This window comes from Shewanella morhuae, assembly GCF_003028295.1.
GTDB lineage: Bacteria > Pseudomonadota > Gammaproteobacteria > Enterobacterales > Shewanellaceae > Shewanella > Shewanella morhuae.
Genome location: NZ_CM009684.1, coordinates 78,605 through 104,963, shown reverse-complemented (window position 1 = coordinate 104,963; position 26,359 = coordinate 78,605). Strand labels below are relative to the sequence as shown.

Genomic DNA, 26,359 nt, shown 5'->3' with positions numbered 1-26,359 from the left:
ATCTTTAGAGAATTGATTCATCGGTTTTTAGCTCATTCAACTTAGCTGCTTTGGCAATGGTAGAACGACTGCATTTAAGCAGACTCTGCACTTGTGACCAGCTTTTCCCTTCATCGAGTAGTAACCGAATATTTTGCCTTAATCCATGGTCAGGCTGACGTCCAAGGTATTTGCCTAAGGTTTTGGCCTTTTCGATGCCTTGCGCTTGTTGCTTTCTTCTTGTCTCGTAATCATCTCTGGCCATTGCCGCGGCTAAATCAATCATGAACTCAGTTAGTACCTTTGCGATCATGGTATGTTCTTCTGTGCCACTTAAGATCCCATGTGTCATTGGCTGGTCAACGACCACAATATGAATATTGGCTTTTACCAATTTACTTTTTAGGACCTTCCATTGCTCGAAGGGGAGGCGAGACAATCTATCGACTTTTTCTATGAGTAAAACATCGCCAGGGTGAGAGTCTATGATTAAGCGCCCAAGTTCAGGCCGTTCAATTTTCGTCCCTGATTGCGTCTCAGTATAAAAACTGGCAATGCGAACATTTTTACTGTCTGAAAACTGAACCAACTCATTTCTGGCTCGATTGGCATCTTGTTCATCTGTTGATGCGCGTAGGTAGGCCCGCCCGAATAAACATTTTGCCTCATTTGGTGTTTTTAGGATGTGGTTTACGATGCTAGTGCGAGTAGGGTTTTAAATCAATATATAGCGAACCAATTGGCAATGTGATGTAGCTAGTTTGCTTGGGGTATACCCTAAGTGAGCTAGTCTCATTATCATATTGAGCCAATGTAGACTTAATTAAGGGGAGGACATATTTAGTTTGTATTATTTTGGCTTGGTAAGTGTTAAGGAGGTCATCCTAAGCCATTTCTGCCCCATTCCTTCTTTCAGTTCGTTAGATCAATCGAAAATTCCCATTCCTGTTGCCATAAAAATTCTTATGTATTTACCTATGTTTTGCCTTACCAGAAATCAACTAACAATGTATGGGTATACAGTCGTATTTAAATTTAGGTGTTTTGGTATGATTTTCAGACAAAATTAGTGCCATTAACTCCATCTGCAAAAAATAAAACTCTATAAAATCAGGTGACTATAGTAGCTGACTTTTAGTTAATAGGTTTGGAAAACGCGCATGCGCGTTTTTCCAGATGGTGTATTTGGCAGAAAGCTGATAAGTTCTTTGCATACAGATAGTTAACCGTGCGCGTTTTCACTGGTCTAACGAGGTAAACACGCATGCGCACGAATAAAATGTTACATTCACAAGGTCTGTCGCACATGGTAATTAAAGTAAAATATTTAAGTGGTGTAATAGCTTGTTTGTTATTAACTGCCTGCTCAGTTTCTTCAAGTATTCAAAGGGCAGAAAAAAGTAAATCAGGTTTTGATGGCGCAGTATATGAAGGTGAGGAAACGATAATCCGTAACGACATCCCTGACTCAGAAGCATATAGAATTTTTCATCAAGGAGCTACAGGATTTGTATCTGTTCAATCTGTACGAAATAGTGCGGAAAATAGAGCTGAGAGTTTCTGTGAAAATAAAGGGCTCCGTTATGAATTGCTTCGAGAAAGAGTTTCTGTAGGAGCGCATGTTGCTGGTAACTTTCCTAGATCAGAGTTGGTATTTACTTGTGTTGCTATTAAGAAAGAACAGAGCGCTCAAAATAGCCCAACGACACCAACAAATAAATATGATGAATTAAGAGAGTTAAAGTCATTACTTGATGACGGAATTATATCCCAAGAAGAATATGAACAGGAAAAGGAAAAAATTCTCCAAAAGTGAATGTAACAAGTTGCTTAAATGGACAAAAAACAGTTGGCTTTTGCTCGTTCCTCGCTTATTTTAGCCAACAATTTTTCGCGCGCTTAGCAAGGCGTTAACCCATAGAAATTTTTATCCGAAACTGACGAGTTAGAGTTAAGGCTTTATCTCGGAAATGTCCAAAAATGAGCCATTGAATCACTCTAAGACAGAGTGATTCAACGAATCAGACTTGGCTAGTCTGATTCATGCATACAATCCTGCCATTTTTCGCTTGCGCTATTTTTCATTATTTGATGCTTTCGCTCCTTAAATACGATTACAGTGAGTAATCGTAATGCTTTAATTGGATTAAGGTGGGTGATTATTGCTCATCATCGTGAACTAACTTGGTATTGCTGTGAACTAACTTTGTTTTTAATTGCTATTTAATTAGACAGTAAAAACATAAGTTTAAAGGATTTAAATCATTTTTACTCTCTAGAAAGACATTGCGTCCAGTTATAGACATCTTTAATCATTTACTCAATGATGCACTTATTGGGGACACTTAGAGGTTTATATCATGGGCATAGTTTTGAAATATCTTGATGAGTTTATAACTCTTCTTGAGAGGCTAGCAAAGATTCATAAGGAACTGATTTTATTATTAATAACAGTCATTGCATTGGTCAGTGGATATGGTGTTGAGTTTATTGGTTCAATATTAGGAAAACTCTAAATATGCCAACTTTACTGTGGGTTAAAATGCCTTCGGATTGGCTTGGTAAAGGAATACTTCGTGAACACTTTAGTTCACGAAGAGAGAAAGATATTTCCGGTGAAATTTCAGCACTAAAAATTTATATCTGTTTGTGCTTATATAGTGACCGAAAAATGATTCCGTACCCGCCAATATTACAGGTTCACTTGAAAGTGTTGAGGGAAAGGGAGTTGATTGGGTCTAGTTTGACGTATGATCAACTTTCAGAATACTGCTCTTTAAGTCGGGTTTTAGTGTCAAGGGGCCTTAAGAAGTTAATCTCTTGCGGCTTAATTCATAAACAAGGTACTACAAGGAAGGTAGTATATGAGATTGTAGGCTTATCAATTTCAGGATGGTGTAAGTTACCTTGCCGAGCGTTATTAGGTCCAAACGGTCGTGTGGTTTCCTTTACAGGGTTGAAGAATCGATACCCATCAGAAAGAGATGCGTTAAAGTTGTTTCTCTATCTTTTGTCTATACGCCAAAATAGCCTCAGTGAAGTATCAGTCTCCAGAGGGAAAATATCTCAAACTACAGGACTAAGTGTATACGATATCGATTCTTCTATAGGAGTGTTACGAGCAATAGAACTTATTGAAGATGTAAAAAGTTTGGGGTACAAAATGAACACAAGTTCTCTTCCTCAAGAAAGTGATAGGCTCGCTCAGTACTTAGTTAAAGGAGGTAAAAGTTTAAACCTAAAAAAATAATATTTTGATGGTTTACTCTAGCTGTATAAAGACAATCTAAAAGATGAGCGTACTAATCTAGATAAAGATTCGGACATTAAAATTGAGCCCGCGAATCACTCTACCCCAGAGTGATTCAACGAATCAGACTTGCCTAGTCTGGTTCACGTGCTAAAACCCCGCGCATTTTTGCGCTGGCTTCGGGCTAGCGCGCTTTGGTTCAAACTCGTGTCAGGCCGATCAGTTCTGGCACGTTTATGCCCCAAAACAACTCAGCTCTTTAGCTCTATAAAGTCTTGGTTGTTCGTTTACCGATATTTTTGCTAATGATTGCAGATATTCTGGGGAATTAGTGAGCACTACCGATTGCTCTCACCTCCCTATAAGATTGTCGAACATTAGATGTTAAAACCATTGATTAAAAACACAAATGTATAACTTCAACCTGTTAAGTTGGCGAAAAACCCTATAGAATTTAATTATTTATCGATAGGAAAGTATATGCATGAGTTTTTAGCTTGGTATACCAGTCCTCTAGGGACGACAATTGCTTGGTTTTGCACGGTTGTTGGTTTCATTTTTTCGCTATCACAACGAAACGAAAAGAAGAAGCTTAAAGTTCAGTGTGAAAGCTATCAAGCCAGTAACTATGAATTTAAGGTTAAGTGCGAAAAGCTTGAAGCGAATAACTACGAACTACAACAGCAGATTATTAGCATCAAAAACAACAGCACCCATGACAACCAACAAGATGTCAAGCAAGAAGGTACTACCAACATCAATACAGGTGTATTGAATGGTAACTTCAATCTCAATCAATGAGATAGGTAAAGTAAAGGTATGACAGGAACGTTAGTTCAAATCCAAGAGGTGAACGGTGACTTCAATAACTCGGAGCCACCAGAGTCTAAGGTTGACTCTATCATCAATGACGTCATTAGCGAGCTCTCACAAGTTCAAGTTACTATAGACATCAAGGATCGTACATTTCCCTCTAAAGTCTCTAAGAAGATCAAACATAATCAGTTGAGGAACAATAGAAGCATTGTTCTAAAGTACAAGAGCTATTCATCACATATTGAGTCTGCGTATGGTACGGTTGAGAAGAACATTGTTAATGGTAAACAAACGGCTTTGCTGATTCTTCATGATATGTATGAAAAAGCACTACATAAGTTCAACATCGATGTTTGGGAACCTGACATGGACGCTATTAAGCAACATGCAGACGGAATAATAGATGATATCAGAACTCAACTAACAAAATTCCTGTACAAGTCTTCAAACATCAATTTCACCAAAGAACAGATGGCTCTTGGAGTTGACATAGTAATTGCTCATGCTTTTGTTGAGTGTTACGTGTTGGAGAACCCTAATGATACTGACTAAAGGTGCTAATCCAGAAATCAACGTTGTCTATATTGGAGCATTCGTAATAAAACGACTTCAAGAGTCAAGAGGTCGTAAAATGAAGATTACTCGCCTAATGAAGCTGGGAGAAAGTGAGCTTTCTATTTCCATCGACCATATGATCCTAACTCTTGACTGGCTATACACTATTTCTGCTATTAAACAAAATAACAATGAGGTTTCCATCAATGAAACTGCTCAAATTAACGACAAAGGTTGATGGATGTATAATTCGAGAGATCGAATTCAAAGATACTCTAAATATCATCACCAATAAGAGAGATTCGAGTTTATCAGGTAACCAGATCGGTAAGTCTGTGCCTGGTCGTATCATCGATTTCTTGTTAGACGGTTCTATTGGCCCTATTTATATTGATGAAGAATTCGACACAGCTGAACCGCACATTCATAAGTTATTTAATGAACACAATGTGACCTGTACCCTTGCGTATATTGGGTTGGACGGTAACATCGCTGAGATCAAACGAAACCTTGCCATTGAAAGTACTGACAGATCTTATTATGTTAACGATGAAGTTAAGAGCAAAAAAGAGTACAACAATCATATATTGAATACTATGTTCAATGTATATTCTGACAAGCCTACCCTTAGAAAGCTAGCTCCAAAGTTTCTGAGAACAGATACTCATCGAATGACAAAGACAGTCAAGTTCAATGATGATAAGTTTAAGATATCTCAAGCAGATAGAAATACTCTGTTCTTGTACCTATTTAACTTTGGTGATACTGAAATTCTGAGTGCAATTCAGAGTATTAAAACCTTCCTTAGTAACTATGATAATAAGTTAAAATCATTTAATGGCATTATAAAGGATGATAAAATCCTTAGTACTATTAATAGCACTCAAAAAGAGCTCCGAAAGCTAGAAAGATCACTACTACTGAGCGAAAACAATATAGATAAGCTAGCGATAATCGGTGAAATTAATCACATCGATAATGAACAAAATAAATTATCTGACCAGATTCTATCGTTAGATCTAAAAGTAAATAATATAAAGAAGACTCAAAAACTACTTGAAAGCAACAAAAACCATCAACTACTTAGTGAACTCGAGACTATCTATGGCTATGCATCTGTTAAGCTAGGGGCTGTTATTAATGACTATGATAATGTGCTTAAATTTCATAATTATTTGGTCGAGACGAAAACAGAATTTGTTACTGATGGTCTTGATAAGCTTGAAGATCAACTTCTTGATAATACTCTTAAACTCAAGGCTTTAGAGCAAAATAAATCTTCGCTTTACCATGAACTGAAGTCTAAGAAGAAAATTGAAGAGATCTCAGAGTCCGTCAAGACTATTGGTGAGCTAAATAAAACGCTAATTGAGCTAAATGCTATTGTCGAGAAGAAGAATAGTATAGAAGACAGATTAAAAAAAGAGACTGAAAGACTAGAAGGGCTTTCAGGAAGGCTCGCTGCTGAACTTCAAAATGTTCACATATTCGAAACCGAGTTTAAAAAACACTTTAAGGCTTACACCAATACCTTCTATGGGGTCGAATATAACTTCAATCTGAACTTAGATGCTACAAATGGCAATTGCCAACCAACTGTAGATGATATCCAGTCAAACAATGATGGAGGATTGAAACGTCTTGAAGTAATCACTTTTGACTTGTCCTATATAAAAACAGTTGATTCACTTGGTCTTAAAAGACCAACGTTTGTTGTACACGACTCTATAGACGAAGTTGACATTAAGCATATACGTCAATTGTTCGATGAGTCGATAAAACTGTCTGGCCAGCAGGTCGTATCGATGTTGGTGAGTCAACTCGAAGATAATGATTATGAGAAGTACAAAAATTATATAGTTCTAGAGCTATCTCAGGAGGACAAGTATTTCAAAGTCTAGGTTAATGTATAGAAAGTCTTGTTTTTTTGCTTTGTATATTTCCCCATACTTGAAGTAATCCATCGATAGTTAATTTAGTAAGGCCGATAACTCATTCCTGTCCAAAAATGAGTAGATGAATCAGATTTACCTCGTTTGGTTCATATGCAGAAGCTAACCTTTTTAGTTTGTTGTGAGCCAACTCGCATTCGCACTAATGAAATGTAAGGCAATAATAATGAAGCTAGAAACTCAGGTAACTGGAAATATAGGAATGTATTACGCGTGCTATAAGCTTTCTTGCATGGGTTGGAATGTTATGCCAACAGCAAGAAATGCTAGAGGCATAGACATTATTGCTTACAACAAATCAGGTACCAAATTTATTGGAGTTCAGGTCAAATCACTTACCAAAAGAAATCCAGTACCACTAGGAAATTCTCTTGAAAAAATTATGGGAGATTTTTGGCTAATAATAAACAATGTTGGTAAGGAACCAAATGTTTTTGTAATGTTTCCTGAGGAAATTAGAAACTTAGCTCATCGTGGCGAGAAAAATGGGATTGTTTCATATTGGTTGCAGCCAACATCATATGACTCTTCAAATTTTAAAGAAGCCTGGCATAGAATTGGCTTTGGGCATGAGCATCAAGAATAAAATGCGTTTAAGAGCTATTCCGAAACGCTTGCCAGATTCGCTTCGTAGTATGGTAAGCATTGCGTCATACCTTAGTGTGTCGTTATTTTTTACAAGGAGATATGAAAATGTCGAGTGATAACTTATTGATGAAAAAACAGCAAATAGATCCGTTTTCAGCGTCATTTTCATCCTTGTTAGTAATTGTATTTTCTAAAAGTAATTCGAAAAACTTTCCTTTAGCACTGAACATTGCTCAAGGAGCAGAAAAATTCGTAGAGACCACAGTGTCAGGAAAAACAACATATAGCGTTTGTTTTGGTGGCAATCAGGTAGATGCAGCAAGGGCAATCGCATTTTTAGACTATGCAGCTTCTTGGAAAGGAGTCCAAATTTTCTCACAAGGAAAATTAATTCCATCAAGTTATCATATTGTTGAAGTTCTGAATTGCTACCTGAAATCACAATCTTGTAGGGATTATAAAGCTCATTGCCAAACCGTCATTGATGATCCATTTAATACCGAAATTGAAAAAATTGGTGGTATCGCATTTGTAATAAAAATCACAGAGACGCCAACTATTAAGCAAGAAATAGAAATAGACCGGTATGCATTTCCTTGTAAACATATATTCCATAGATTTAGGTTTCAATGTGATCATCCTTCTTGTCCAGAAGATCAAATTCAAGCTAAAGCTGTTGACCTAGGTTGTGATTGGTGTCCAAATTTTGATGCTGATAGCTGGAAAAAAATTGGTACCAAAACGGTATTGAAAGAGTTTTTTGAGCAAATAAAGGCAAACGTGACTGCTACGCAGTCCCATAAGTAAAAGTTAATCCATCAAAATTGTTATCCGAAACTCACTACCAAAGTTGAACTTCTAACAAGTTTCTGTCAAAAGTGAGCCATTTAATCACTCTACTGCAGGCTTTGCCTAGTCTGGTTCACAAGCTAGCATATGCAATATTATGGTAAGGCAGTGGCTATATTCAGTTGGTCACGACATCATTTTTGAATAAATGAATCAATCACTTATTGCAAGTAGTGCTCATGTCTTTGAAGGTTGATATGTAGTTTTCTAGTTTTCTCGCGAAAGTATAAGGAATTTCTTCCGTGTCTATTTGGCTATCATTATCATCAAAGTTACAGACAAAGAAGAATCGCACTTTCTGCGGTGCTTGAGCTTTTTCCTTGATATCAGCTACGATAGAGTGAAACTGAGTTAGCTTATCTTCACAGGAGTTGTATAGTTGCAAAAACAACTTGTTAGCTACATCTCTATAATTTTTAATGTGGGGCATTAAATCAAACATGTCTTCCATTCTATTAAGCGCCTCCAAGCCATGAGTTTTCCACTCATATCCCCCTTTAAGAAGCTTATTTTTTGCAATTGATACAGTTAAAACAGGTTGCTCACCTGAAATATAATCGATAGCTAATTTATTAGACGGTATTCCGTAATGCTGCGCATAGTTCCTTAATTCATAACAAAACCTGTAACTAACACTTGCCTTGTGCAGTTGCTTTCTTAGGCATTCGAATTCTTGGTACTCTTCCGAATTTTCTCCGAATTGATCTTTAACTAATTGCCTAGCTTTTAATAAAAATAAACTTTGTGAGGTAAGTATATTGAGTAGGCATCGATTTAACTCCACCATCAATTCAATGGCTTGGTCATATGGGTCGAGGGTAATTAATGGCTTGCTTGATTGTAAGTCCAACTCTCGTTGAGCACGATCTACAATATTATCAAGTTCTTCATAATTTGAGCTCACTACCTTATGTATTAGATACAGAGGATATAAGAAATCAGTTAATATATGACTATTGTCGTCATAGACTCTCGAAACGTCCTTACTAATTGCAGCTTTTGCAACATGAAAATCTACATTACCGTCGTCTTTAGAAGTAACAAAGGCTAGTTTTCTACTCATTTTATTCCTTTAATAATATAGGCTTACCATTCAATCTACCAAAAAAGTGAGGTCAGTGTTCTTTTCGACGCTTAACTAACAGTCAGAAAGTCTCATGTCTCCATAAATTTGTGAGAGCCTTAGGGCCAGTTCTTGTACTTGGTAAGACAAAAGAGGGCGTAAGAGATTATGGTTTTAAAATAAATTTTCGTACTTTGTCTAATCCAAAACAGATTAACTAGATTCAATACTCTAACGCAATTATGTCCATTAAAATGACACGAAGATATTCACTCTTAATAGTCATTTGTTTCTTTTGTCGTCTCTTGGCGTTTATAAAGATGGAACGCCCCCTTGCGGGGGCTGGCTGTCTAGGAGTTGTTCACCGTGGATCTAGACAGTTGGCATGAGATTACCAAGTATTCTGCAACAAGTGGTCAATAATCTGTGGGTATTGACCAGATTTATGTAATAAAAGCGGCTGTCAGAAATTGTTTACCGGTTTTCCATCACTTATTACCATTTCAAGCGAAAAGCCACTCGCCACCGAACCCTGATTTTTTGTGGATAACACCGCAAAGAACGCGGTGATTACCCACCGAAAAAAGTCAGGAACCGGCAGCAGGATCGAAATTTTAGATTTTTATTTTTTTACTGCTATTATTACTGATTATTTATACAGTGGTTTAGTGATATGAAACTCATCACATGCAATGCGAGTGCGGGAATTTCGGGGTTTCCAAGCCCTGCGGCTGATTACGTAGAATTACCCCTTAGTCTTGATCAACTGCTGGTTGAGCATCCTAGTTCTACGTGGTTTGGCCGCGCAGCGGGCCGTTCGATGGAGGGGGTAGGCATTTTTCATGGTGACATTTTAGTGATAGACCGCGCCGCTCAACGTAGCAACATGGCTATCGTCGTGGCGAGTTATAACGGTGAATTTACTGTAAAGCTCCTCGATGAAAAACGCCGTTTACTTGTGTCTATCGATCAACTGCAAAACATGACGTCCGTTGCTATAGATGATGCCGATACATTCTCGGTTGAAGGGGTGATCATCAAGTCAATCCGACTTCATGAGCATTCAAGCTTACTTGAACAATATCTGAGTCAATCATGTACGGACTGATTGATGCTAATTCATTTTATGTGTCGTGCGAAATGGTGTTTAGACCCGACTTGCGCCGACTTCCCGCGATTGTACTCAGCAACAACGACGGTTGTTGTGTGGCAATCAATCGAGCGGCTAAGTCCGTTGGCGTGAAAAAATTTGTCCCTTACTTTGAGCAGCAACATTTGTGCAGACAACATAATGTGCAGGTGTTTTCATCTAATTATGAATTGTACGCAGATCTTTCTGCAAAAATGATGCAAGTGATCGGGCGATTCGCACCCGAGCAATACGTGTACTCCATCGATGAGTCTTTTGTGTCGTTTAAAGGCTGTGCTGCAATTGCTGACTTAACGGCTCATTGTGCTCAGCTGCGCCGAATAGTTTGGCGTGAGTGCCGTTTGCCGGTGTGTGTGGGGGTTGGTGAGACATTAACTTTGGCTAAGTTGGCTAATCATGCCGCGAAACAATTGGCTCAATATAAAGGTGTTTGCGTTATTGATAATGATGCGCAGCGTATTGAGATTTTAAAATCGATGCCAGTTGATGAAGTTTGGGGAATTGGCCGCAAACTAACGGTCAAACTGGGATTACTGGGTGTGCATACTGCCTATGATTTGGCACAACTGGCGCCGAAAGTGGCGCGACAACATTTTTCCATCGATGTAGAGCGAACTGTGCGAGAACTCAATGGGCAGATCTGTAAAACGTGGGATGTCACCAAAGCAGATAAGCAGCAAATATTTTCCACCCGCAGCCTAGGCGAACGAATATGTACCCGGGAACATTTACACCAAGCGTTAGCAAAGCATGCCGCAATTGCCGGTGCGAAGGTTCGAGAACAAGGCTCATTGTGTAAAGCAATGGTCGTGTTTGCCGCCAACTCGCCACATGATCCACAGCCTGTGTATTTTAAAAGGCTTGTTCAGTTTACTTGTGCCACTGATGACAGTCGTGAACTGTGCGCCGCGGTTAGCAGCGAGCTATCAAACCTTTATCGCCCAGGTGTGCGCTATTACCGAATTGGTGTAGGCCTGATTGATCTTTGCCCTAAAACGTCAGTGCAATATGACTTATTTAATGCGCCAAAGAGCGATCCTAACTTAATGAAAATCTTTGATAGTCTGAATAATCGCTATGGCCGTGATGTGTTGTATATTGCTGCACAGGGGAGTGATCAGCATTGGACTATGCGCCGTCAGTTTTTATCGCCGCAGTACACCACCCGTTGGTCCGATATTCCGATGATTAAAGCGTAATAGGATTTTATGCTGCTTTATCCAGGCCTTATTCAACGTATACAAACCTAAAACGTCTGTCATAGGTTACAATTTTTGAGAATAATGGGAAAAATCAAATGTCTAGGAACTTAGAAGTTAAAAAGCAACAAGCGCTAATGGTTAAAGAGCAAGTGGACATTATTTTATGAGTGATGCTGACAAGGACAAAATAGCAAAGGATGTTGCTGATGTTATCTTGACTGCTTGGGATCTACAACTCAGTGATTTGAGCTTTGGTAATACTTGGTGTAAACCTGAAATTTAACACTAAACAGTATTAAATATTTCTCTAGGTCGGCGTTGCGTACATCGTTCTAACATCACGGAGACTTGGTTAAAAGGAGTTTCAAATGGGAAAGGCAAAACCAGTAACAATAGCAGGCAAGTTATATCAAACTAAAGGTGAGGCTTCTAACTATTTTAAAAGTCAAAAATCGAGTCAATATGCACAAGGAAAAATAGTCTCTGGTGAATTATTTAATGCACTTAAAGAACTCTTTGAACGTTACTGTGAAAACGAAAATGGATGGGATTTGAATGGTCGCCTAGTTGTCTCTTTTGTTGTTGAAAATGAAAAACGCTTTGTCGAACAGATCTGGGTTACAACTGCTTGCTATAAAGTCCACTTGTCTAACGGTGAACTACGCCCCTTCTCAATTGATAAAGCCCTTACATCCATTACCAAAAATACATAGAACGGAATTTAATTGCACAGAACGTCGAATTACATCTAGAGCTACATCTATATAAGGTATAAACAATGAGAACAAAAGAAGATTTTTTCTTTGGTAAGGCGTATCAAGGAAGCAAAGGTATAACACTTCAATTGAGTGATATGGAGTCTCTTGCGGAAAAAGTGTCAGATAATTTCTTTACTGCACAACTGAATCGAATGCTGCAGGAGCATGGGGGACGGTTGACGATAGCAGATGAATCCTCCCTTCCTCATTTTTGGGGCCTCATCGATAAAATTGACATTGAGCAAGTGGGGTTCGTGGAGATTTATGCTCGCTATGACGTCAACGATAGTGTTAACGCTACGCTTGCCTGTGACATTGTGTTGTTACATGGTGTTATATCTATTAAGACGCATTGGTGCGCGTACAAGGAGATTAGGGTTGGTGAGATTATATCTACATTACTTGTGCCTTTACATCTTAAAGCTCTTCAGAACAAAACTCATATACGCTGGGATAATGGGACAACAGAACCACTGTTGTGGAATGATGATTATCAAACCGAACTAGAAAATGTGTTTCTGCTTGCCAATTACCCATCCGCCATTAATCGTGATAGGTCGTATAAAGTTGATCTAGAGTGTGCTACAGATGTCGGTAGGCGTGGTTTTTCGTCAGAACAGGCATGGGATGCTTATCATGAGCTACGAACAGAACGATGTGCTGGAAACTCATTGTAATAGAGGTTTGGATTATGAAAGTAAAGTTGACAAAAGACGATATAGAGTTAATAAGCAAGGCGTTAATTAGGCTTCGTTGGGATATTGAAAAAAGTGAAGGTCAAAACGCAGAATTTCAAAAGTGTGCATCTTTGGCTGATCGTTTGGCTTGTAATCACGACGGAGGAGAACTGAATTTTCTGTCGCCACCTAAAACAGATTGAAAGCGGCATTAACAAATAAAAACGGAAATGGCAAAGGTGGAAGCCAATTGAAACTAAAAACGTACTACGTTTACCCAAGTGCGGTTATTACCACTATGACGGGCGTAAGCCCTTCCTCCCTCGGGTGGACGTTCCAGCCACCCAAGGGGGCTGCATTGAGCAAGAAACTTTTACGGGGTAAAACCCTGTCCGAGCTTTATGCTGCAATGGAAAGCCACGGTATTACTGTTGACGATCGCTGTGAGGAATCAGAGTTCGTCAACCCGTGCCCGAGTAAGTTGACCATTACCGCCGATGCCGTTACGGCTCGAATCATCATAGTAGATGATCACGGCGCTAGGAGTATGCCAGCGATTAGGTTTGAGTTTACCGCTGATAGTATTCCCTCATTCACTGGTGCCGTAAAAGGGGCACTAAAGGTCTTGGACATTGAGCAGATGAACAATCGTTTAAACCAGCTTGTTAAATACCTCGGCGACCGACAGAATTAAAAGCCGATGCTGTGAAGCGCTTGAGCAGGAATACAGTGGTAGTTAATTAACGGAACGGAAAATTGTAGGAGTATTTTTAATGGCTGATTTAAAGAAAGGACAAAGAGTAACCCATCCAAGTGTGAATGCCGTATTGATAGTTAATAGTCCTGCTTCAATAGGGGGGATGCGAACCAGCAACGGTATTTATAAAACAGCGACTAGAAAAGGTCACACAAATTGTAAATATCAAGCTAATGGTCGGATGTCTCAAGCTGATTTTCCCACTAATGAGTTAGTGCCAGTTGCAGATGTTTAGATTCGTTCGCTTATTTATGCATGTCCACAACGTTTTAGAACAAGCAGTTTTAAAGTTAATGGATAGAGGTATAGAGCAGGATAAATCCATTGAAAGGGTTAGGCATAATTTTCGCGTTTAAATAGCTCTAACTTATTAGTTACTTTAGAGGCTCTTTGCTCTGAGAACCCATTTGATCAAGATTGGAATTGAGCTAGTCAAGGCTGTCACTACAGAACGGAAACTCACGAATGTTCAATTTCTTAAGAAGAAAACCGAAGATATCAATTCCCACTATAGATAGGGTTTCAGAAGAGATTCAAGGTTATCTTCCTGACTACCAAGGCCCGACTATAAATTATCGTTTTTTCTCCAATTCAAAATGTATCGGTTCAGTGAAAACTGAGTTATGGAAAGAGGATAATCTCTTATTGGTTCATGATATTAGGGCTTCCACTACAGGGGTAAAAAATGGCACTGCTATGGTCAGTTGGTTGGTGGCTAACTCTTCTGAAATGATACAACCCGTTCATGTTATCAATAATGGTTTAGGTTTCTGGTTTCAGTTGAAGAAGATTTGGCCTGAACGCATTATTGACCTCGATTTGCGAGCTAGTTAATATTGGGATTTGCTTGAAAAAAGGAAAGATATTTGAATCGTTTTTTAATTTCTATCATTGCGGTAATTCCCCTTTTTGCTGTTGCTTCCAATACGACGAATCAGTCGTTTAATCTGGCTAAAAAACAGCTGTTATCAGTCTATCAAGACCATCGTGAAACCCTTTATTGCGGTGCTGCATTTGACGCAAAAGGGCAGGTAATATCTCCGCCAGGATTTACTACTAAAACGCATTTAGCGCGCGCTAAAAAAATCGAATGGGAACACGTTGTACCCGCCGAAAATTTTGGCAAAGCATTTACTGAGTGGCGTGATGGCCATGGGCAATGTGTCGATAGCAAAGGTAAGTCGTTCAAGGGCCGCAAGTGTGCCGAAAAAATGAATATTGAGTATCGATACATGCAAGCTGATATGCACAATCTATTTCCGGCCATTGGCGCTGTGAATGCGCTGCGCAGTAATTACAATTTTGCCCTGTTACCGTCGGCTAAATCGGATTTTGGTGCTTGTGATATGCGTATTGAGGGCAGCAAAGCTCAACCTCCCGAAGCCGCTAGAGGGCGCATTGCTCGGTCCTATCTGTATATGAACCAAAGTTATCCTAAATATTCGATGAGTAAGTCGCAGCGCCAGCTTATGAGTGCGTGGGATAAGCAATATCCGGTGAATGTCCAAGAGTGCCAGCGGGCTAAAAAAATTGCCGCCATTCAGCTCAATGATAATGAAATCGTCAAAAGTCGCTGTCAGCAAGCCAATATTTGGTAAATATACGAGAAGCTATGAATTATATTGATAATAACACCTTGTCAGAGTTGGATTTGGTTTGGCTGCGTAAGTTTAAAGCCAGTAAGAATTTAGATACGCTATTAATCCAAGTGACCGGCGCTGAGCGTAAAATCGATCAAGATCCTGCGCTCACTCAACGTGAGAAGTTTGATAATCTAACGTCGATTAATACGGCGTTTTGTCTTCGCGAAACGGAAGTAAAACAGCTCACCGGAGATTGGTCTTAAACTGGGCGTTCCCTTCGGTCGGGCTTTTCGCTTCGCTCCCCGCGATAACGTGATCCACTGATGGCAAGCAAGCTTGCCGTGGCTCTACGTTCCTGCTTGCCAATCCCTAACGCAACCACCAAGCCCCAAACCAAAGCAAACATCAACGTCCTAAAGCACTGTCCGGTTCATTGCCGGCTAAAGTGTGAGTAAGCGTGCGCTTCTCTATCGCTTATCATCGTTTCCCTGTCAATACCGTTCACGTCTGCGCTGTCACTTCTTATCTGTCTCATTTCACAACCTGCCCGCCAAGGGAGGCTTCGCCGCTGCGCGCCCTTGTCTGTCAGAACGTGAAATGAGTCAGGAAGTTAGGCGAAGACGAGAACGATATTTAAACGACAGGAAAACAAGCAATGACAAACTCAATTCAAGCGCAAGCAACTCACACTAAAGCCACCACTATACCTGCCAGCCCAAAGACTCAAGCAGGCTCTCACAAGCCCGATATTGCTCAAAAATCGGCAACAGCGGCTAACGCTGTGGTGGCATTGGCCTCAACAGCAAAGCCAGTGTTACTGCAATTGCAGATTAACCAGTTGGTGTTGTCTGAGAAGAACGTGCGTAAAGAAAATGCGTCCAAGGCTGACGATGAACAGTTGTATGCCTCCATTTTGGCGCATGGCATTTTACAAAATTTGATCGTCGAGCCCATGAACGCGCAAGGCTTATACCCAGTTTTGGGCGGTGGCCGTAGACTGAGACAGCTCATTAAAGCGGTCAAAAATAATAAGCTGAAACCGAAAACGCTTGTGCCTGTTAAGTTGCTGACAGCCGAAGAAGTAGCCAACTATGCCACCGAGCTATCAATGACTGAAAACTTCACACGCGCAAAGATGCACCCAGTCGATGAATTTCACGCTTTTGCTGACATGGTGAATAAGGGCGCGAGCATTGCTGATGTTGCGGCGCGGTTTGGCGTAACAGCGAAATTCGTGCAGCAGCGCATGAAGTTAAGCATGGTCGCCCCTGTTGTGCTCGATGCGTACAAAGCGGGGAACGTGTCGCTTGATGTCGTGATGATATTCACGATTGCCAGTGTCGAAAAACAAGTCGAAGTGTGGGAGCTGGCAGGCGATAGACGTTACAACGAAAACCAGTTCCGCAATATGCTTAAAGATGCCGCGGTGAATGCTGATCACTATTTGGCTCAGTTTGTTGGCCAAGAAGAATACGAAAAAGCGGGCGGGGTTGTGACCTCAGACTTGTTCAGTGACGAAGTCTATCTTGATGATAAAGCCCTGCTCGAATCATTAGCGACCGCAAAATTGGAAATCGAAGCAGCAAAGTTAATCGCGCGTGGCTGGAAGTGGACACAGATAAAGTTAGTTTCTGAATACGATGAACTTGCAGGGTTTGGGCTTCTAGACTCAAAAGAGGGTGAGTATGATCCCGCTGAAATGGCGCTAGCGGGGTGTATGCTCGTGTTAAAAAGTTATGGTGAGCCTGTCAGTATCTATATTGGGTTAGTGCATAAGGACGATAAAAAGGCACTGGCACAATTAAAAGCCAGTGTGCAATCAGACCCACTCAACGTGGGTGACGTGAAAAAAATTGAAGAAAAGGATACTAGCGGTTATTCCGCTGCGCTTAATGACGACTTACGGGCGCAGCGTTTGATTATCACGAAACATGCGTTAATGAGTGCGCCAAGCGTTGCGCTTGATACGTTGCATTTCTCTGTCTGTGTAAGCGCGTTCACTGATTCACATTATGGCAGCCGTCCACTGCATATCAGCGTTAACGACACCACTTGCCATCCTAAAACGGGAGCGCTCACGGATAACAAAGCGGTGCAGTTAATCGAGGGTGTAAAAGCCAGCCTAAATTTAGCGTGGGTTGGTCTGCCAACGGTCGCTGAACGCTTTAACGCTTTTTGCGCCCTCGATGTAAAAGAGAAAGAAAAGCAGGTGGCTTACGCCACGGCTTCCATGTTCGAGGCGTCAATTGATAATAGCCATTGTGCCGCTGAGGCCGTTATTTCGAGCCTCGATGTGAAATGGTCTAACTACTGGCGACCTACGGCGGAAACCTTCTTTAAGCGCGTGAGTTTGTCTTGTTTAATTGATATGGCTCAGCCTGTCATGGGGGAGCAGTGGGCATTACAAGCCGCCGCACTCAAGAAAAAGGATTTAGCAAATCAGGTTGATAGCTTAGTGAACGGGGAGCGAAAAGGGCTAGATGATGCACAAAAAGCCTACTTTGATGCGTTGATGCCCGCTGGATTTTAAACCGCATACTGATGCAGATTTACCCTGTTAATTCAGGGTGAATCTGAGCAAAAATTAACTAAATAAATTGAGTTGTGTGTATGCGTGTGTATAATGGTTCAACGGTTAACGCAGAGGTTTTACCATGCTATTTATGGTCGGGATCGAAAGCCCTGCTGATGAAATGCAGGCGTTTGGTATCGTTATCCCCGTGTTTGAAAAATTAGGCTATGGCTGTTTTTCGGCGGCGGATAGCCAAGAAGAAATCTTGTTTAAGGCTAAAGAAGCCATTTTATTAATGGCTGAGGAAGTGATCAACGATGGTCATTTAGTCGATAGCTTGAATGAAGGTTATCGCGACTATCAGGCATTACATCCCACGTTCGACCAATGGCTGGCCTTAGAGGTGCCACTAGAGGCGCTTAAAGCCAAACAAAAACGCCTCAATATCACATTGTCAGAATCGCAGATTGTACGTATCGATAGCTTTGTGGCGTTTCACCGCGAGTTCAAAGACCGTTCGGACTTCTTAGCCAAGGCAGCTGATAAGTTAATGAACAGCGCAGACTCAGTAAGATCGTGTTCAAAAGTGGGAGATTGATATGGGCAAAGTAACCGGTATTCCATTTTCAGAGGTGAAAGCGCAGCTTATGGACAATCCCGAGGTTGTCGCAGCCTATGAGCAAGCCGTACAAGCCGATGAACCGATCCACATTATTCCAGTGCAACACAGTGAGGGCGTTATCATGCCAATCAACAATATCGTGAGTTGTACTCGTGAAGGTCATCATGTTTATTTTTCCTTTGTGAATCTGTTTGGTGGCCATCACTATCCAGTGACGATGATTTTTATGCCCTCTGGCACGGTGAATGTCGTTGTCGGTGGGGCGCGGTATCGATGCCAAGCCAATCAAGTGCAGCGCGTGATTGATGAGTCTGGGCTTGAGCATGAGGGCTTAGCGTGTTTGAAGTATTTGATTGAGGCGGGGAGTTGAATTTTCACATCCCCGCAGATGTTCACGAGCAGCTTAAAGTGCATCCAGAGTTTCAAAAATACCGCCTCATCGAGTGGGAAGATGAAGAAATGTGAGTGTTGCGATAACGACAAGAAGGATTAGGCATGTCTCAACGTGCGATAGAGATTGTAAAGATAAGTGATCTCAAGTCCGTCAAACAGGGTGAAGTGTTTGAGTGGTGTATTGATTATGAAGAATTTCAATGGCGCAAGGGAGATGACTTTCTAAGGAGTCGAACAGGCGTCGATTCTCCTTGGGAAATTTGGCCGTTGACTGATAACACCAAAACCGCTGCTAATCGCAAAGTCTTTAAGCTGATAAAATGAAAGGACAAAATGATGATGGCTTTATTGAATAATTTACTATTGGTGATTTGTTGGCTGTTCATTGCCATTTCTGTCCTTTATTTCGGCGCCGCCGCATTCAGGCTCGTTTTTATTGGCCGCCGATAGTCGCTATTCCCTGTTAGTTCCCCGCAAAACGCGAAACAAGCGGCGGCTGCGCCGCCCTTTTCCGTTTATCTGACAATACCCCTTGGTGTGCTTTGAAACGTGCCTCGGTGGTTAATCTATTTACTCTGAGTGTCTATTGGCTGCTGTCGCGCTATGTCATCTAAATACCACTGATGAACTTGGGCGTTCCCTTCGGTCGGGCTTTTCGCTTCGCTCCCCGCGATAACGTGATCCACTGATGGCAAGCAAGCTTGCCGTGGCTCTACGTTCCTGCTTGCCAATCCCTAACGCAACCACCAAACCGTCAAGCACTGTCCTACTCACTGCGCGGCAAGTGTGGCTAAGCTGGTCGTTTCATTCGGCATCATGGCCGCTCCTGGTGCTATCCCTTTCGTTTACGCTTCCGTCTTATCTGTCGCTCACCACAACCCGCTTGCCAAGGGTTCGCTTCGCCGCTGCGCGCCCTTGTCAATCAGAACGATGGCGAGCGAGCAGGACGTCAGGCGAAAACGAAGATGATAGACCCCAAACGGAGCAAGCAGCCATGACACACTCAATCACTACCCCAGCAAGCCACACTAAGCCTTTCAGCGAGCAAGCCAGCTTACAAGCGACAAGCAGGCTCTCCAAAGACGATATTCAACAGCAAAAAAGGGGCGAGTTAACGATCATTGTTTTAACTGAAATGAATTTCTTTCACTTCTGCGGCCTCGGACTTGAGGGCGTGGCTAATGAGGCATGGTATCCCTATTCACAAGGGTTATTGTTTGAAGCGGTCGAGCGGTACTTAGTCGCGGCAAAAGTGGCTCAAAATGTCGTATCAATCGATCAACCTCGACGCAATGGCGCAAGTATTGATTATCGCGTGCGTTTTAATGTGTTTAGCACTGACAAAAAACGGGTTTCGGTTCGTTTTCCTGTGATGATTAAGAATTTTGGCAACGATACGCAATGCCTCTCACTTGATGAACTAACGAGGGCGTTAAGTCTGAACTATCGAAATAAGCACGTTTCAATCATGTGGTCTTTACCCTCGGGGATCATATCAACGGTTTATGTGTCGGTGGCGGCTGACGGGGGGATAAGCGATTGCTATACACATCATGCCCTTTGGTTTGTGATGGAAGGGGGCTGCATTGAGTTGGCCACTAACACGGGGGCGGTATGATATGTGCAAACCCTCAGTGACGTTTGAAGAAATGAACACCTATTTACAAGGGCAATATAAACATGAACGTTTATATGGTCGCACCCCTGCAACGGGTTGGCCTGCGGACTATGCAACATCGGTTGTCAGTAGCCACATGGCTGATTTGAATGCTAACGGGATCGGGTACATTGGCCATCACGAATCCGCGACAGGTCAGGCGATCCGTTATACCGTGGACGAGGTTAAATATTCCCCTCGCTTTTTTATTGTTGGCTATGACTCCGAAAACGATATTGCCCAAAAACAATGCTATTTTATTGATTCAGCGATCAATATCGAAAGGGCTCGCGCTAAATGCTTAGAGAGTGCTAATCGCTATCCGATAGTGAGAATTAAGGATCTACAAGGGCAGTTTGTGTAAACAGCCTGAACGTCTTACAGGGGAACATGCGTTCCCCTTTCTCGTTAATTCACATCATGACCCACTTCGTTTTTTTCGTCTTAAGTTCAAACCGTTCGATAGGTTAAGTCTCGAAAATATCCTTTTTGCAACTATATATAGTTGCACTTTTTGCGGTTGATTTGGTATAATGATCCCCTATATAGCAGGGGCATTATGACGAAAACGGATAAATTATTAGCAAAGCTCAAATCGTCCAAAACACTGACTTGGAATGAATTAGCGGGGCGTTAAAAGTGCTCGGCTATCAACAAGTCGAGGGTGATGGTTCGAGGGTTAAGTTTGATAATGGCATTCCGAAGGAGTTAATCAACCTGCATAAACCGCATCCTAAAAATGAATTAAAGGCTTACGCATTGCGCCAAGTGAGAGACAAATTAACCGAATGGGGGAAACTATGATGCAAAATACAATGACATATAAGGGTTTTCACGGCTCTGTAGAAATCAGCCCAGAGGATAATATTCTGTTTGGGCAGGTGCTATTCATTTCACCGTTGATCAACTATGAGGCCGAAACAGCCAAAGGGTTAGAGCAAGCCTTTCAAGAGGCGATTAACGCTTATCTTGCTGACTGTGCTCAACAGGACATTCAACCAGAGAAGCCTTGCAAGGGATCGCTTAATGTCAGATTAGGCCATGACTTGCATTTGGCTGCGTCTATCGCGGCATTTCAGGCATCGACTAGCACGAATGAGTTTATCAAAAGGGCAGTTCAAAAAAGCGTGGGTTTGTAGGCTGCAAATCGTTGTCGAGCAATGATATCAGCCTGAGCCATGTGATCTACTTAAACTGAACATTACCCCTGATAGCTCCCCGCAAAACGCGAAACAAGCGGCGGCTGCGCCGCCCTTTTCCGTTTATCTGACAATACCCCTTGGTGTGCTTTGAAACGTGCCTCGGTGGTTAATCTATTTACTCTGAGTGTCTATTGGCTGCTGTCGCGCTATGTCATCTAAATACCACTGATGAACTTGGGCGTTCCCTTCGGTCGGGCTTTTCGCTTCGCTCCCCGCGATAACGTGATCCACTGATGGCAAGCAAGCTTGCCGTGGCTCTACGTTCCTGCTTGCCAATCCCTAACGCAACTACCAAACCGCCAAGCACACTCCTACTCACTGCGCGGCAAGTGTGGCTAAGCTGGTCGTTTCATTCGGCATCACGGCCGCTCCTGGTTCTATCCCTTTCGTTTACGCTTCCGTCTTAATCTGTCGCTCACCACAACCCGCTTGCCAAGGGTTCGCTTCGCCGCTGCGCGCCCTTGTCAATCAGAACGATGGCGAGCGAGCAGGACGTCAGGCGAAAACGAAGATGATAGAACCCAAACGGAGCAAGCAGCCATGACACACTCAATCACTACCCCAGCAAGCCACACTAAGCCTTTCAGCGAGCAAGCCAGCTTACAAGCGACAAGCAGGCTCTCCAAAGACGATATCTCAAAAAGCAAAACAAAAAGTAAAAGTGCAAAAGCATTTAAAAAAGTAGATATGTATCAGGTCGTCACTGATCAAATCATTGCGGCATTAGATAAAGGCGTAAAGCCTTGGGTGTGTCCGTGGCAGAGAAATTCAATCGGTGCAGGTTTGCCGATTAATTTCGATACTAAAAAAGCCTATAGCGGTATTAATGTTTTGTTGTTATGGGCGGCGGCATTTGATGCGGGATTTTCATCAAATCAATTTTTAACCTATAACCAAGCGAATAATTTAGGCGGTCAAGTTCGCAAAGGCGAGAAGGGCACCTCAATTATTTTTTATAAGAGTTGGGAAAAAGAAAATGAACAAGGTGAAAAAGAAGTTATTCCCATGCTTAAAAGTTTCACTGTCTTTAACGTTGAGCAAATCGACGGGTTAAATGTTGAGGAAGTGAAAGGTTTCAACGTAAACAACTCATTTGATGCAATTGATCATGTTGAAAGCTTCATTAATAAAACAGGTGCGAATATTGTAGAGCAAGGAGATAAAGCATTTTTTAGACCCTCTACCGATAACATCGTTTTACCCACTCGCGAACGTTTCTCAAATAGCCTTGATTTTTATTGTACGGCATTGCATGAGTTAACGCATTGGACAGGCGCAAAAAGCCGATTAGACAGAATAAAGGGATCTCGGTTTGGTTCGGATGATTACGCCTTTGAAGAATTGATCGCTGAATTAGGCGCAAGTTTTTTAATGGCCGAGTTAAATATTAGCGGTGACGTTCAGCATGAGTCTTATATCGCAAGTTGGTTAACGCAGTTAAAGAATGATAAGCGCTATATTTTTAAAGCCGCCAGTGCCGCGTCTAAGGCTCATCAGTATTTAATGCAAGTCACATGCGAACAGTTAAAGGCCGCTTGATTTTATAGGCTTAGTTTTCACTAAGCCTTTTATTAGATAGGAATAGATATGTCGGATAAAACAATAGAAGATAAATTGAAGTGGCTTGGTGCATTATATACATCTAAAGGGATAAATGAATTGGTCAAAAACGGCCATGGTAATGGTTTAGCGTTAGCGTCTTTGTTCTATCGTCACGCGATCGGAGATTGGGGAGATTTAGAGAATGAAGATTACCAGCTTAATAATGAGATGTTAATTAAGGGCGGTCGTATCCTTTCAGCTTATCAGTTTGAAGGTGTAGAAATATGGATCATCACCGAGGCAGACAGAGCACGAACCACCGCATTATTGCCAAGCGAATATTAAGCCGCCACGCTTGCAGAAAACGCACTCATTGAGTGCGTTTTTTTGGCCTGAAAATCCCCCGATACCTTTGCCGCTTCATACGGCAGCAGCCTAGCAAAAATCGAAAATTCCCAAAAAATCCCCAAAAAATGAAAAGTGCAAAATCCTGGCGAAATAGTGAAGTTGGAACCTTGAGAAAAGAACCACACCCCACGCCCCAAGGTAATGGTTGTTTGTTGAATTTAGTGTATTGATTTTAATGTGTTTTGTTGGTTTTCGCTCAGTGAAATTTAATGCGTTTTTTACGTGTTTTTAGCCCGAAAATGGTTCGAAAACACCTCATAAATGCCACCTTACTGAACGAGGAAAACCTATGCCGAGTATTAAACTGCAACAGTCAATGATTGATAATTTACCCACACCACAGAAAATAACGGTGTTTTACGATAAATATTTTCCCGCTTTTTTTATGCGAGCCTATCCCTCTGGTATTCGGTGTTATTACGTTCGCTTCCAGTATCAAGGCTTGCGGCAACTTCATGTTATCGGCAATGCAAATGATATCACGCTTGATGATGCGCGACTTGAGGCAAGAAAGCACATCGATGCGTTACGTTATGGGGTGGTGCGTGAACCTGCGCCCTCCCTTACGCTCTGTGCGTTCGCAGAAGAGTTTTTTCCAAGATATGCCCGTCATTGGAAGCCCTCAACATTACTCAATAGCCAGCGTGGTTTTACGCGGCATATCGCCCCTGTGTTGGGTGATGTTCCGCTTGCAGCGTTGACACGACAACACATAGAACAGTGGTTTGATGGTATGCATGCCTCGAAAGGCATGGCTAATCGCTTGTTGCCGTTGTTGTCGGTAATGATGCAGCAAGCCGAAGTATATGAGTATCGTCCAGCGCAAAGTAACCCTTGCAAAGGCTTTAAGCGGTATAAGTCTACGCACAGTGAGCGTTATTTATCTGAGGAAGAACTCAAGCGGTTATGGTTGGCTTTAGATAGCCACGAAAAAGCGTCACCCGTTGCGGTGATGGTTTTACGGTTATTAATCTTAACGGGCTGTCGCTGTAACGAAGTTTGCTCTGTTAAATGGACTGATTATCGGCAAGGGCATTGGTATTTGCCCGACAGTAAAACAGGCGCGAAAACGGTGTTTCTGTCTTCCTTTGCGCGGGAGTTGCTGAGTGATTGGCCACAAGTCAGCGAGCATCTTTTTTGGCATCAATCACCTTCACAGCCTTTTACCCCTGCTTGTTTAGACCGATTTTGGCGGCCATTGCGCGAGACAATTCATCTTAATGATGTTCGCATTCATGACTTACGCCACACCTACGCCAGTATCGCAGTAAAGCACAATATCAACATCCTCACTATTGGCCGCTTATTAGGGCATGCCTTGCCTGAAACAACCTTAAAGTACACACACCTTGCTAAACGTGATGTTCAACAGGCGGCAAATGTCGTTTCTCAACTCATTGCAGGGGAGATGCAACGATGAAAACAGTGAAATTAACACAAGTGTTTATTCGGTCATTAGCCCGTCAAACACGCGCCTACACCATTCAAGACAGTCTCTGTCATGGCCTTGGCGTTAAAGTGATGCCCGATAAACCGATGCAGTACGTTATTAGCCGCCTTATTGATAATCGGACACGCACACGCATTCTTGCGCCAGTTAGTGCGCTAACGGTTAAAGCGGCACGGGAGAAAGCAACAGAACAACTTCAAGCATGGCGAGAGGAGTACACTCAACCGAGCATGAGTGCTTCATCTCGTTTTGATGTGTTTGTTGAACAAACATGGAAGCCGATGATTTTTGAACACTGGAAACCCAGTACAAAACTGTCCGTATTGCCTGCGCTGAATAGACGCTTGTTAGCTCATTTTGGCCGTTACCCGTTGCACATGATTAACCATAAAATGGTGCAAGCATGGTTTGATGAGATAAGTAAAACGCGCAAAGGTGCCGCTAACCGTAACCTTGATACATTACAATCCGTCTTCAAGTTAGCATTGAGGCAGGGGCATTGCCTGACGAACCCCTGTATTGGTATTCGGCAAAACAAAAGGCGGGTATTAAATCGCTTTTTGAGTGTTGCAGAAATGCAGCGTTTATCTGTGGCGCTTGATAAATGTGAAGAGGTCGGCGGCAGTATTGCTCAATGTGCTGATATTTTGCGGCTGTTATTGCTAACGGGCTGCCGATTATCGGAAATCACTTTTTTAAAAGGGGAGTACGTGCGCGGCAATGAATTGCATTTACCTGATAGTAAAACAGGGGCAAAAGTGCTTTATATTGGTCAAGCCGCAGTTGACATATTAAGTCGCTATCACTGTAAGGCCAATACAGAACTTTTTCCGATGAAACAAGGCGCTTCCACTTCATTGGTACAGTCGCTATGGCTAAGGTTGCGAAAACAGATAGGGATTGAAGATGTGAGATTGCATGATTTAAGGCATACCTTTGCAAGTTATGCCGTCATGGACGGATGCAGTATTCCGATGGTGGCCTCTTTACTGGGGCATAAAAAAGTCACAATGACGTTACGATATACCCATGTTGGGGATGATAGCGTAGAGCAAGCCGCTGAGGTTATAGGGGCTGTCTTCAAAGGCATTTTCACTCAGCTTTACCCCCTCAAGCCCTATATACCTCAAACTAATGAGGCTCCAACGCTAGCCGTAAAAGTAAAGCAAAAGCGTCTGCCAGAAAGAAAACCAACAGCGAAGCCAAAGCCCAAAGCGGTGAAGAAAGTGAAGCAGGTTAAACCATTACAGATACTGCCCACTTTAACGAAAGAGGAGAGCCGAGCGGTACAACGATTTAGGGATAGTCAGTTATTTTTGTAGGTTTAAACGTTGTTAAATGATCATAAAATAAACTTAGTTTTGTATATTTTCTAGTTAGATATTTATCCCTAA

Annotated in this window: 32 protein-coding genes and 1 pseudogene; 31 read left to right on the top strand and 2 right to left on the bottom strand. The window is 41.9% G+C overall.

Annotated features, from left to right (window positions below):
* Positions 1–4 precede the first annotated feature (4 nt).
* Positions 5–664 (bottom strand): recombinase family protein, encoded by a 660-nt coding sequence (locus C9I43_RS00530; RefSeq protein ID WP_107881429.1) that lies wholly within the window; start codon positions 662–664, stop codon positions 5–7.
* A gap of 621 nt (positions 665–1,285) precedes the next feature.
* Between C9I43_RS00530 and C9I43_RS00525 the strand changes: the two genes are divergently transcribed.
* From C9I43_RS00525 to C9I43_RS00490, 9 genes are all read left to right on the top strand, one after another.
* Positions 1,286–1,795 (top strand): SHOCT domain-containing protein, encoded by a 510-nt coding sequence (locus C9I43_RS00525; protein ID WP_258191660.1) that lies wholly within the window; start codon positions 1,286–1,288, stop codon positions 1,793–1,795.
* 544 nt (positions 1,796–2,339) lie between these two features.
* On the top strand, positions 2,340–2,495 hold the full coding sequence (locus tag C9I43_RS18850; protein ID WP_157037386.1) for a hypothetical protein: 156 nt from the start codon (positions 2,340–2,342) through the stop codon (positions 2,493–2,495).
* A 2-nt stretch (positions 2,496–2,497) separates the two neighbouring features.
* Positions 2,498–3,229 carry a helix-turn-helix domain-containing protein gene (locus C9I43_RS00520; RefSeq protein WP_011787750.1) on the top strand — a complete coding sequence of 244 codons (732 nt, stop codon included), beginning with the start codon at positions 2,498–2,500 and terminating at the stop codon, positions 3,227–3,229.
* 480 nt (positions 3,230–3,709) lie between these two features.
* Positions 3,710–4,030 (top strand): hypothetical protein, encoded by a 321-nt coding sequence (locus C9I43_RS00515; RefSeq protein ID WP_107881425.1) that lies wholly within the window; start codon positions 3,710–3,712, stop codon positions 4,028–4,030.
* An 18-nt stretch (positions 4,031–4,048) separates the two neighbouring features.
* Positions 4,049–4,597 (top strand): hypothetical protein, encoded by a 549-nt coding sequence (locus tag C9I43_RS00510; protein WP_011787755.1) that lies wholly within the window; start codon positions 4,049–4,051, stop codon positions 4,595–4,597.
* Positions 4,584–4,838 (top strand): ABC-three component system middle component 6, encoded by a 255-nt coding sequence (locus C9I43_RS00505; protein ID WP_041407895.1) that lies wholly within the window; start codon positions 4,584–4,586, stop codon positions 4,836–4,838. The genes C9I43_RS00510 and C9I43_RS00505 overlap by 14 nt, the downstream gene beginning before the upstream one ends.
* Positions 4,807–6,501 (top strand): DUF2326 domain-containing protein, encoded by a 1,695-nt coding sequence (locus C9I43_RS00500; protein ID WP_107881423.1) that lies wholly within the window; start codon positions 4,807–4,809, stop codon positions 6,499–6,501. Before C9I43_RS00505 ends, C9I43_RS00500 begins: the two co-directional genes overlap by 32 nt.
* 217 nt (positions 6,502–6,718) lie before the next feature.
* Positions 6,719–7,138, top strand: a complete 420-nt coding sequence (locus tag C9I43_RS00495) for a hypothetical protein (RefSeq protein WP_107881421.1) — start codon at positions 6,719–6,721, stop codon at positions 7,136–7,138.
* A 107-nt stretch (positions 7,139–7,245) separates the two neighbouring features.
* Complete coding sequence (locus tag C9I43_RS00490; RefSeq protein ID WP_107881419.1) at positions 7,246–7,947, top strand: hypothetical protein; 702 nt, start codon at positions 7,246–7,248, stop codon at positions 7,945–7,947.
* Between the two features lie 199 nt (positions 7,948–8,146).
* Here C9I43_RS00490 and C9I43_RS00485 read toward each other — a convergent pair whose 3' ends face one another.
* A complete protein-coding gene (locus C9I43_RS00485) occupies positions 8,147–9,052 on the bottom strand; it encodes a hypothetical protein (protein WP_011787761.1) in 906 nt (301 codons plus the stop codon).
* Positions 9,053–9,725: 673 nt separating this feature from the next.
* Between C9I43_RS00485 and C9I43_RS00480 the strand changes: the two genes are divergently transcribed.
* From C9I43_RS00480 to C9I43_RS00350, 22 genes and pseudogenes are all read left to right on the top strand, one after another.
* Positions 9,726–10,160, top strand: a complete 435-nt coding sequence (locus C9I43_RS00480; RefSeq protein WP_107881417.1) for a S24 family peptidase — start codon at positions 9,726–9,728, stop codon at positions 10,158–10,160.
* Positions 10,148–11,401, top strand: a complete 1,254-nt coding sequence (locus C9I43_RS00475) for a Y-family DNA polymerase (RefSeq protein WP_107881415.1) — start codon at positions 10,148–10,150, stop codon at positions 11,399–11,401. The genes C9I43_RS00480 and C9I43_RS00475 overlap by 13 nt, the downstream gene beginning before the upstream one ends.
* Before the next feature lie 371 nt (positions 11,402–11,772).
* Positions 11,773–12,117 (top strand): hypothetical protein, encoded by a 345-nt coding sequence (locus C9I43_RS00470; protein ID WP_107881413.1) that lies wholly within the window; start codon positions 11,773–11,775, stop codon positions 12,115–12,117.
* A 65-nt stretch (positions 12,118–12,182) separates the two neighbouring features.
* Positions 12,183–12,839: a hypothetical protein gene (locus tag C9I43_RS00465; protein WP_107881410.1), complete on the top strand. Its 657-nt coding sequence runs from the start codon at positions 12,183–12,185 to the stop codon at positions 12,837–12,839.
* 14 nt (positions 12,840–12,853) lie between these two features.
* Complete coding sequence (locus C9I43_RS00460; protein WP_146157127.1) at positions 12,854–13,042, top strand: hypothetical protein; 189 nt, start codon at positions 12,854–12,856, stop codon at positions 13,040–13,042.
* Between the two features lie 47 nt (positions 13,043–13,089).
* On the top strand, positions 13,090–13,533 hold the full coding sequence (locus C9I43_RS00455; RefSeq protein ID WP_146157126.1) for a hypothetical protein: 444 nt from the start codon (positions 13,090–13,092) through the stop codon (positions 13,531–13,533).
* Between the two features lie 79 nt (positions 13,534–13,612).
* On the top strand, positions 13,613–13,831 hold the full coding sequence (locus C9I43_RS00450; RefSeq protein ID WP_107881404.1) for a hypothetical protein: 219 nt from the start codon (positions 13,613–13,615) through the stop codon (positions 13,829–13,831).
* Positions 13,832–14,061: 230 nt separating this feature from the next.
* Positions 14,062–14,430 carry a hypothetical protein gene (locus C9I43_RS00445; RefSeq protein ID WP_107881402.1) on the top strand — a complete coding sequence of 123 codons (369 nt, stop codon included), beginning with the start codon at positions 14,062–14,064 and terminating at the stop codon, positions 14,428–14,430.
* Positions 14,431–14,462: 32 nt separating this feature from the next.
* Positions 14,463–15,194, top strand: coding sequence for an endonuclease (locus C9I43_RS00440; protein WP_107881400.1), 732 nt, complete (start codon positions 14,463–14,465; stop codon positions 15,192–15,194).
* 14 nt (positions 15,195–15,208) lie between these two features.
* A complete protein-coding gene (locus C9I43_RS00435; RefSeq protein ID WP_006087359.1) occupies positions 15,209–15,442 on the top strand; it encodes a hypothetical protein in 234 nt (77 codons plus the stop codon).
* 392 nt (positions 15,443–15,834) lie between these two features.
* The gene (locus C9I43_RS00425; protein WP_107881395.1) at positions 15,835–17,709 is read left to right on the top strand and encodes a ParB/RepB/Spo0J family partition protein; all 1,875 of its coding nucleotides are present in this window, start codon (positions 15,835–15,837) and stop codon (positions 17,707–17,709) included.
* Between the two features lie 124 nt (positions 17,710–17,833).
* Positions 17,834–18,289 (top strand): type II toxin-antitoxin system HicB family antitoxin, encoded by a 456-nt coding sequence (locus C9I43_RS00420; protein ID WP_063883646.1) that lies wholly within the window; start codon positions 17,834–17,836, stop codon positions 18,287–18,289.
* A gap of 1 nt (position 18,290) precedes the next feature.
* Positions 18,291–18,683 (top strand): hypothetical protein, encoded by a 393-nt coding sequence (locus tag C9I43_RS00415; RefSeq protein ID WP_258191659.1) that lies wholly within the window; start codon positions 18,291–18,293, stop codon positions 18,681–18,683.
* Between the two features lie 125 nt (positions 18,684–18,808).
* Positions 18,809–19,030: a hypothetical protein gene (locus tag C9I43_RS00410; protein ID WP_107881394.1), complete on the top strand. Its 222-nt coding sequence runs from the start codon at positions 18,809–18,811 to the stop codon at positions 19,028–19,030.
* Positions 19,031–19,700: 670 nt separating this feature from the next.
* Positions 19,701–20,324, top strand: a complete 624-nt coding sequence (locus tag C9I43_RS00395) for a hypothetical protein (RefSeq protein ID WP_107881393.1) — start codon at positions 19,701–19,703, stop codon at positions 20,322–20,324.
* A 1-nt stretch (position 20,325) separates the two neighbouring features.
* A complete protein-coding gene (locus tag C9I43_RS00390; RefSeq protein WP_011979512.1) occupies positions 20,326–20,727 on the top strand; it encodes a hypothetical protein in 402 nt (133 codons plus the stop codon).
* 195 nt (positions 20,728–20,922) lie between these two features.
* A pseudogene (locus C9I43_RS00385) lies at positions 20,923–21,167 on the top strand (type II toxin-antitoxin system HicA family toxin).
* Positions 21,167–21,502 (top strand): type II toxin-antitoxin system HicB family antitoxin, encoded by a 336-nt coding sequence (locus C9I43_RS00380; RefSeq protein WP_107881437.1) that lies wholly within the window; start codon positions 21,167–21,169, stop codon positions 21,500–21,502. Before C9I43_RS00385 ends, C9I43_RS00380 begins: the two are co-directional and overlap by 1 nt.
* 603 nt (positions 21,503–22,105) lie before the next feature.
* On the top strand, positions 22,106–23,104 hold the full coding sequence (locus tag C9I43_RS00370) for an ArdC family protein (protein ID WP_048908709.1): 999 nt from the start codon (positions 22,106–22,108) through the stop codon (positions 23,102–23,104).
* A gap of 48 nt (positions 23,105–23,152) precedes the next feature.
* A complete protein-coding gene (locus C9I43_RS00365; protein WP_012197944.1) occupies positions 23,153–23,452 on the top strand; it encodes a hypothetical protein in 300 nt (99 codons plus the stop codon).
* Positions 23,453–23,804: 352 nt separating this feature from the next.
* Positions 23,805–24,935 carry a tyrosine-type recombinase/integrase gene (locus tag C9I43_RS00355; RefSeq protein ID WP_107881391.1) on the top strand — a complete coding sequence of 377 codons (1,131 nt, stop codon included), beginning with the start codon at positions 23,805–23,807 and terminating at the stop codon, positions 24,933–24,935.
* Complete coding sequence (locus tag C9I43_RS00350) at positions 24,932–26,287, top strand: site-specific integrase (protein WP_107881389.1); 1,356 nt, start codon at positions 24,932–24,934, stop codon at positions 26,285–26,287. The genes C9I43_RS00355 and C9I43_RS00350 overlap by 4 nt, the downstream gene beginning before the upstream one ends.
* The last annotated feature ends 72 nt before the right edge of the window (positions 26,288–26,359 follow it).

Bases quoted from the DNA above. Each gene is read 5' to 3' on its own strand.
- C9I43_RS00450 (WP_107881404.1), top strand. From the start codon at position 13,613: ATGGCTGATTTAAAGAAAGGACAAAGAGTAACCCATCCAAGTGTGAAT.
- C9I43_RS00500 (WP_107881423.1), top strand. From the start codon at position 4,807: ATGAAACTGCTCAAATTAACGACAAAGGTTGATGGATGTATAATTCGA.
- C9I43_RS00490 (WP_107881419.1), top strand. From the start codon at position 7,246: ATGTCGAGTGATAACTTATTGATGAAAAAACAGCAAATAGATCCGTTT.
- C9I43_RS00485 (WP_011787761.1), bottom strand. From the start codon at position 9,052: ATGAGTAGAAAACTAGCCTTTGTTACTTCTAAAGACGACGGTAATGTA.
- C9I43_RS00445 (WP_107881402.1), top strand. From the start codon at position 14,062: ATGTTCAATTTCTTAAGAAGAAAACCGAAGATATCAATTCCCACTATA.
- C9I43_RS00380 (WP_107881437.1), top strand. From the start codon at position 21,167: ATGCAAAATACAATGACATATAAGGGTTTTCACGGCTCTGTAGAAATC.
- C9I43_RS00435 (WP_006087359.1), top strand. From the start codon at position 15,209: ATGAATTATATTGATAATAACACCTTGTCAGAGTTGGATTTGGTTTGG.
- C9I43_RS00355 (WP_107881391.1), top strand. From the start codon at position 23,805: ATGCCGAGTATTAAACTGCAACAGTCAATGATTGATAATTTACCCACA.
- C9I43_RS00475 (WP_107881415.1), top strand. From the start codon at position 10,148: ATGTACGGACTGATTGATGCTAATTCATTTTATGTGTCGTGCGAAATG.
- C9I43_RS00390 (WP_011979512.1), top strand. From the start codon at position 20,326: ATGTGCAAACCCTCAGTGACGTTTGAAGAAATGAACACCTATTTACAA.
- C9I43_RS18850 (WP_157037386.1), top strand. From the start codon at position 2,340: ATGGGCATAGTTTTGAAATATCTTGATGAGTTTATAACTCTTCTTGAG.
- C9I43_RS00520 (WP_011787750.1), top strand. From the start codon at position 2,498: ATGCCAACTTTACTGTGGGTTAAAATGCCTTCGGATTGGCTTGGTAAA.
- C9I43_RS00465 (WP_107881410.1), top strand. From the start codon at position 12,183: ATGAGAACAAAAGAAGATTTTTTCTTTGGTAAGGCGTATCAAGGAAGC.
- C9I43_RS00410 (WP_107881394.1), top strand. From the start codon at position 18,809: ATGTCTCAACGTGCGATAGAGATTGTAAAGATAAGTGATCTCAAGTCC.
- C9I43_RS00525 (WP_258191660.1), top strand. From the start codon at position 1,286: ATGGTAATTAAAGTAAAATATTTAAGTGGTGTAATAGCTTGTTTGTTA.
- C9I43_RS00495 (WP_107881421.1), top strand. From the start codon at position 6,719: ATGAAGCTAGAAACTCAGGTAACTGGAAATATAGGAATGTATTACGCG.
- C9I43_RS00480 (WP_107881417.1), top strand. From the start codon at position 9,726: ATGAAACTCATCACATGCAATGCGAGTGCGGGAATTTCGGGGTTTCCA.
- C9I43_RS00505 (WP_041407895.1), top strand. From the start codon at position 4,584: ATGATACTGACTAAAGGTGCTAATCCAGAAATCAACGTTGTCTATATT.
- C9I43_RS00425 (WP_107881395.1), top strand. From the start codon at position 15,835: ATGACAAACTCAATTCAAGCGCAAGCAACTCACACTAAAGCCACCACT.
- C9I43_RS00510 (WP_011787755.1), top strand. From the start codon at position 4,049: ATGACAGGAACGTTAGTTCAAATCCAAGAGGTGAACGGTGACTTCAAT.
- C9I43_RS00470 (WP_107881413.1), top strand. From the start codon at position 11,773: ATGGGAAAGGCAAAACCAGTAACAATAGCAGGCAAGTTATATCAAACT.
- C9I43_RS00350 (WP_107881389.1), top strand. From the start codon at position 24,932: ATGAAAACAGTGAAATTAACACAAGTGTTTATTCGGTCATTAGCCCGT.
- C9I43_RS00395 (WP_107881393.1), top strand. From the start codon at position 19,701: ATGACACACTCAATCACTACCCCAGCAAGCCACACTAAGCCTTTCAGC.
- C9I43_RS00460 (WP_146157127.1), top strand. From the start codon at position 12,854: ATGAAAGTAAAGTTGACAAAAGACGATATAGAGTTAATAAGCAAGGCG.
- C9I43_RS00365 (WP_012197944.1), top strand. From the start codon at position 23,153: ATGTCGGATAAAACAATAGAAGATAAATTGAAGTGGCTTGGTGCATTA.
- C9I43_RS00515 (WP_107881425.1), top strand. From the start codon at position 3,710: ATGCATGAGTTTTTAGCTTGGTATACCAGTCCTCTAGGGACGACAATT.
- C9I43_RS00420 (WP_063883646.1), top strand. From the start codon at position 17,834: ATGCTATTTATGGTCGGGATCGAAAGCCCTGCTGATGAAATGCAGGCG.
- C9I43_RS00415 (WP_258191659.1), top strand. From the start codon at position 18,291: ATGGGCAAAGTAACCGGTATTCCATTTTCAGAGGTGAAAGCGCAGCTT.
- C9I43_RS00370 (WP_048908709.1), top strand. From the start codon at position 22,106: ATGACACACTCAATCACTACCCCAGCAAGCCACACTAAGCCTTTCAGC.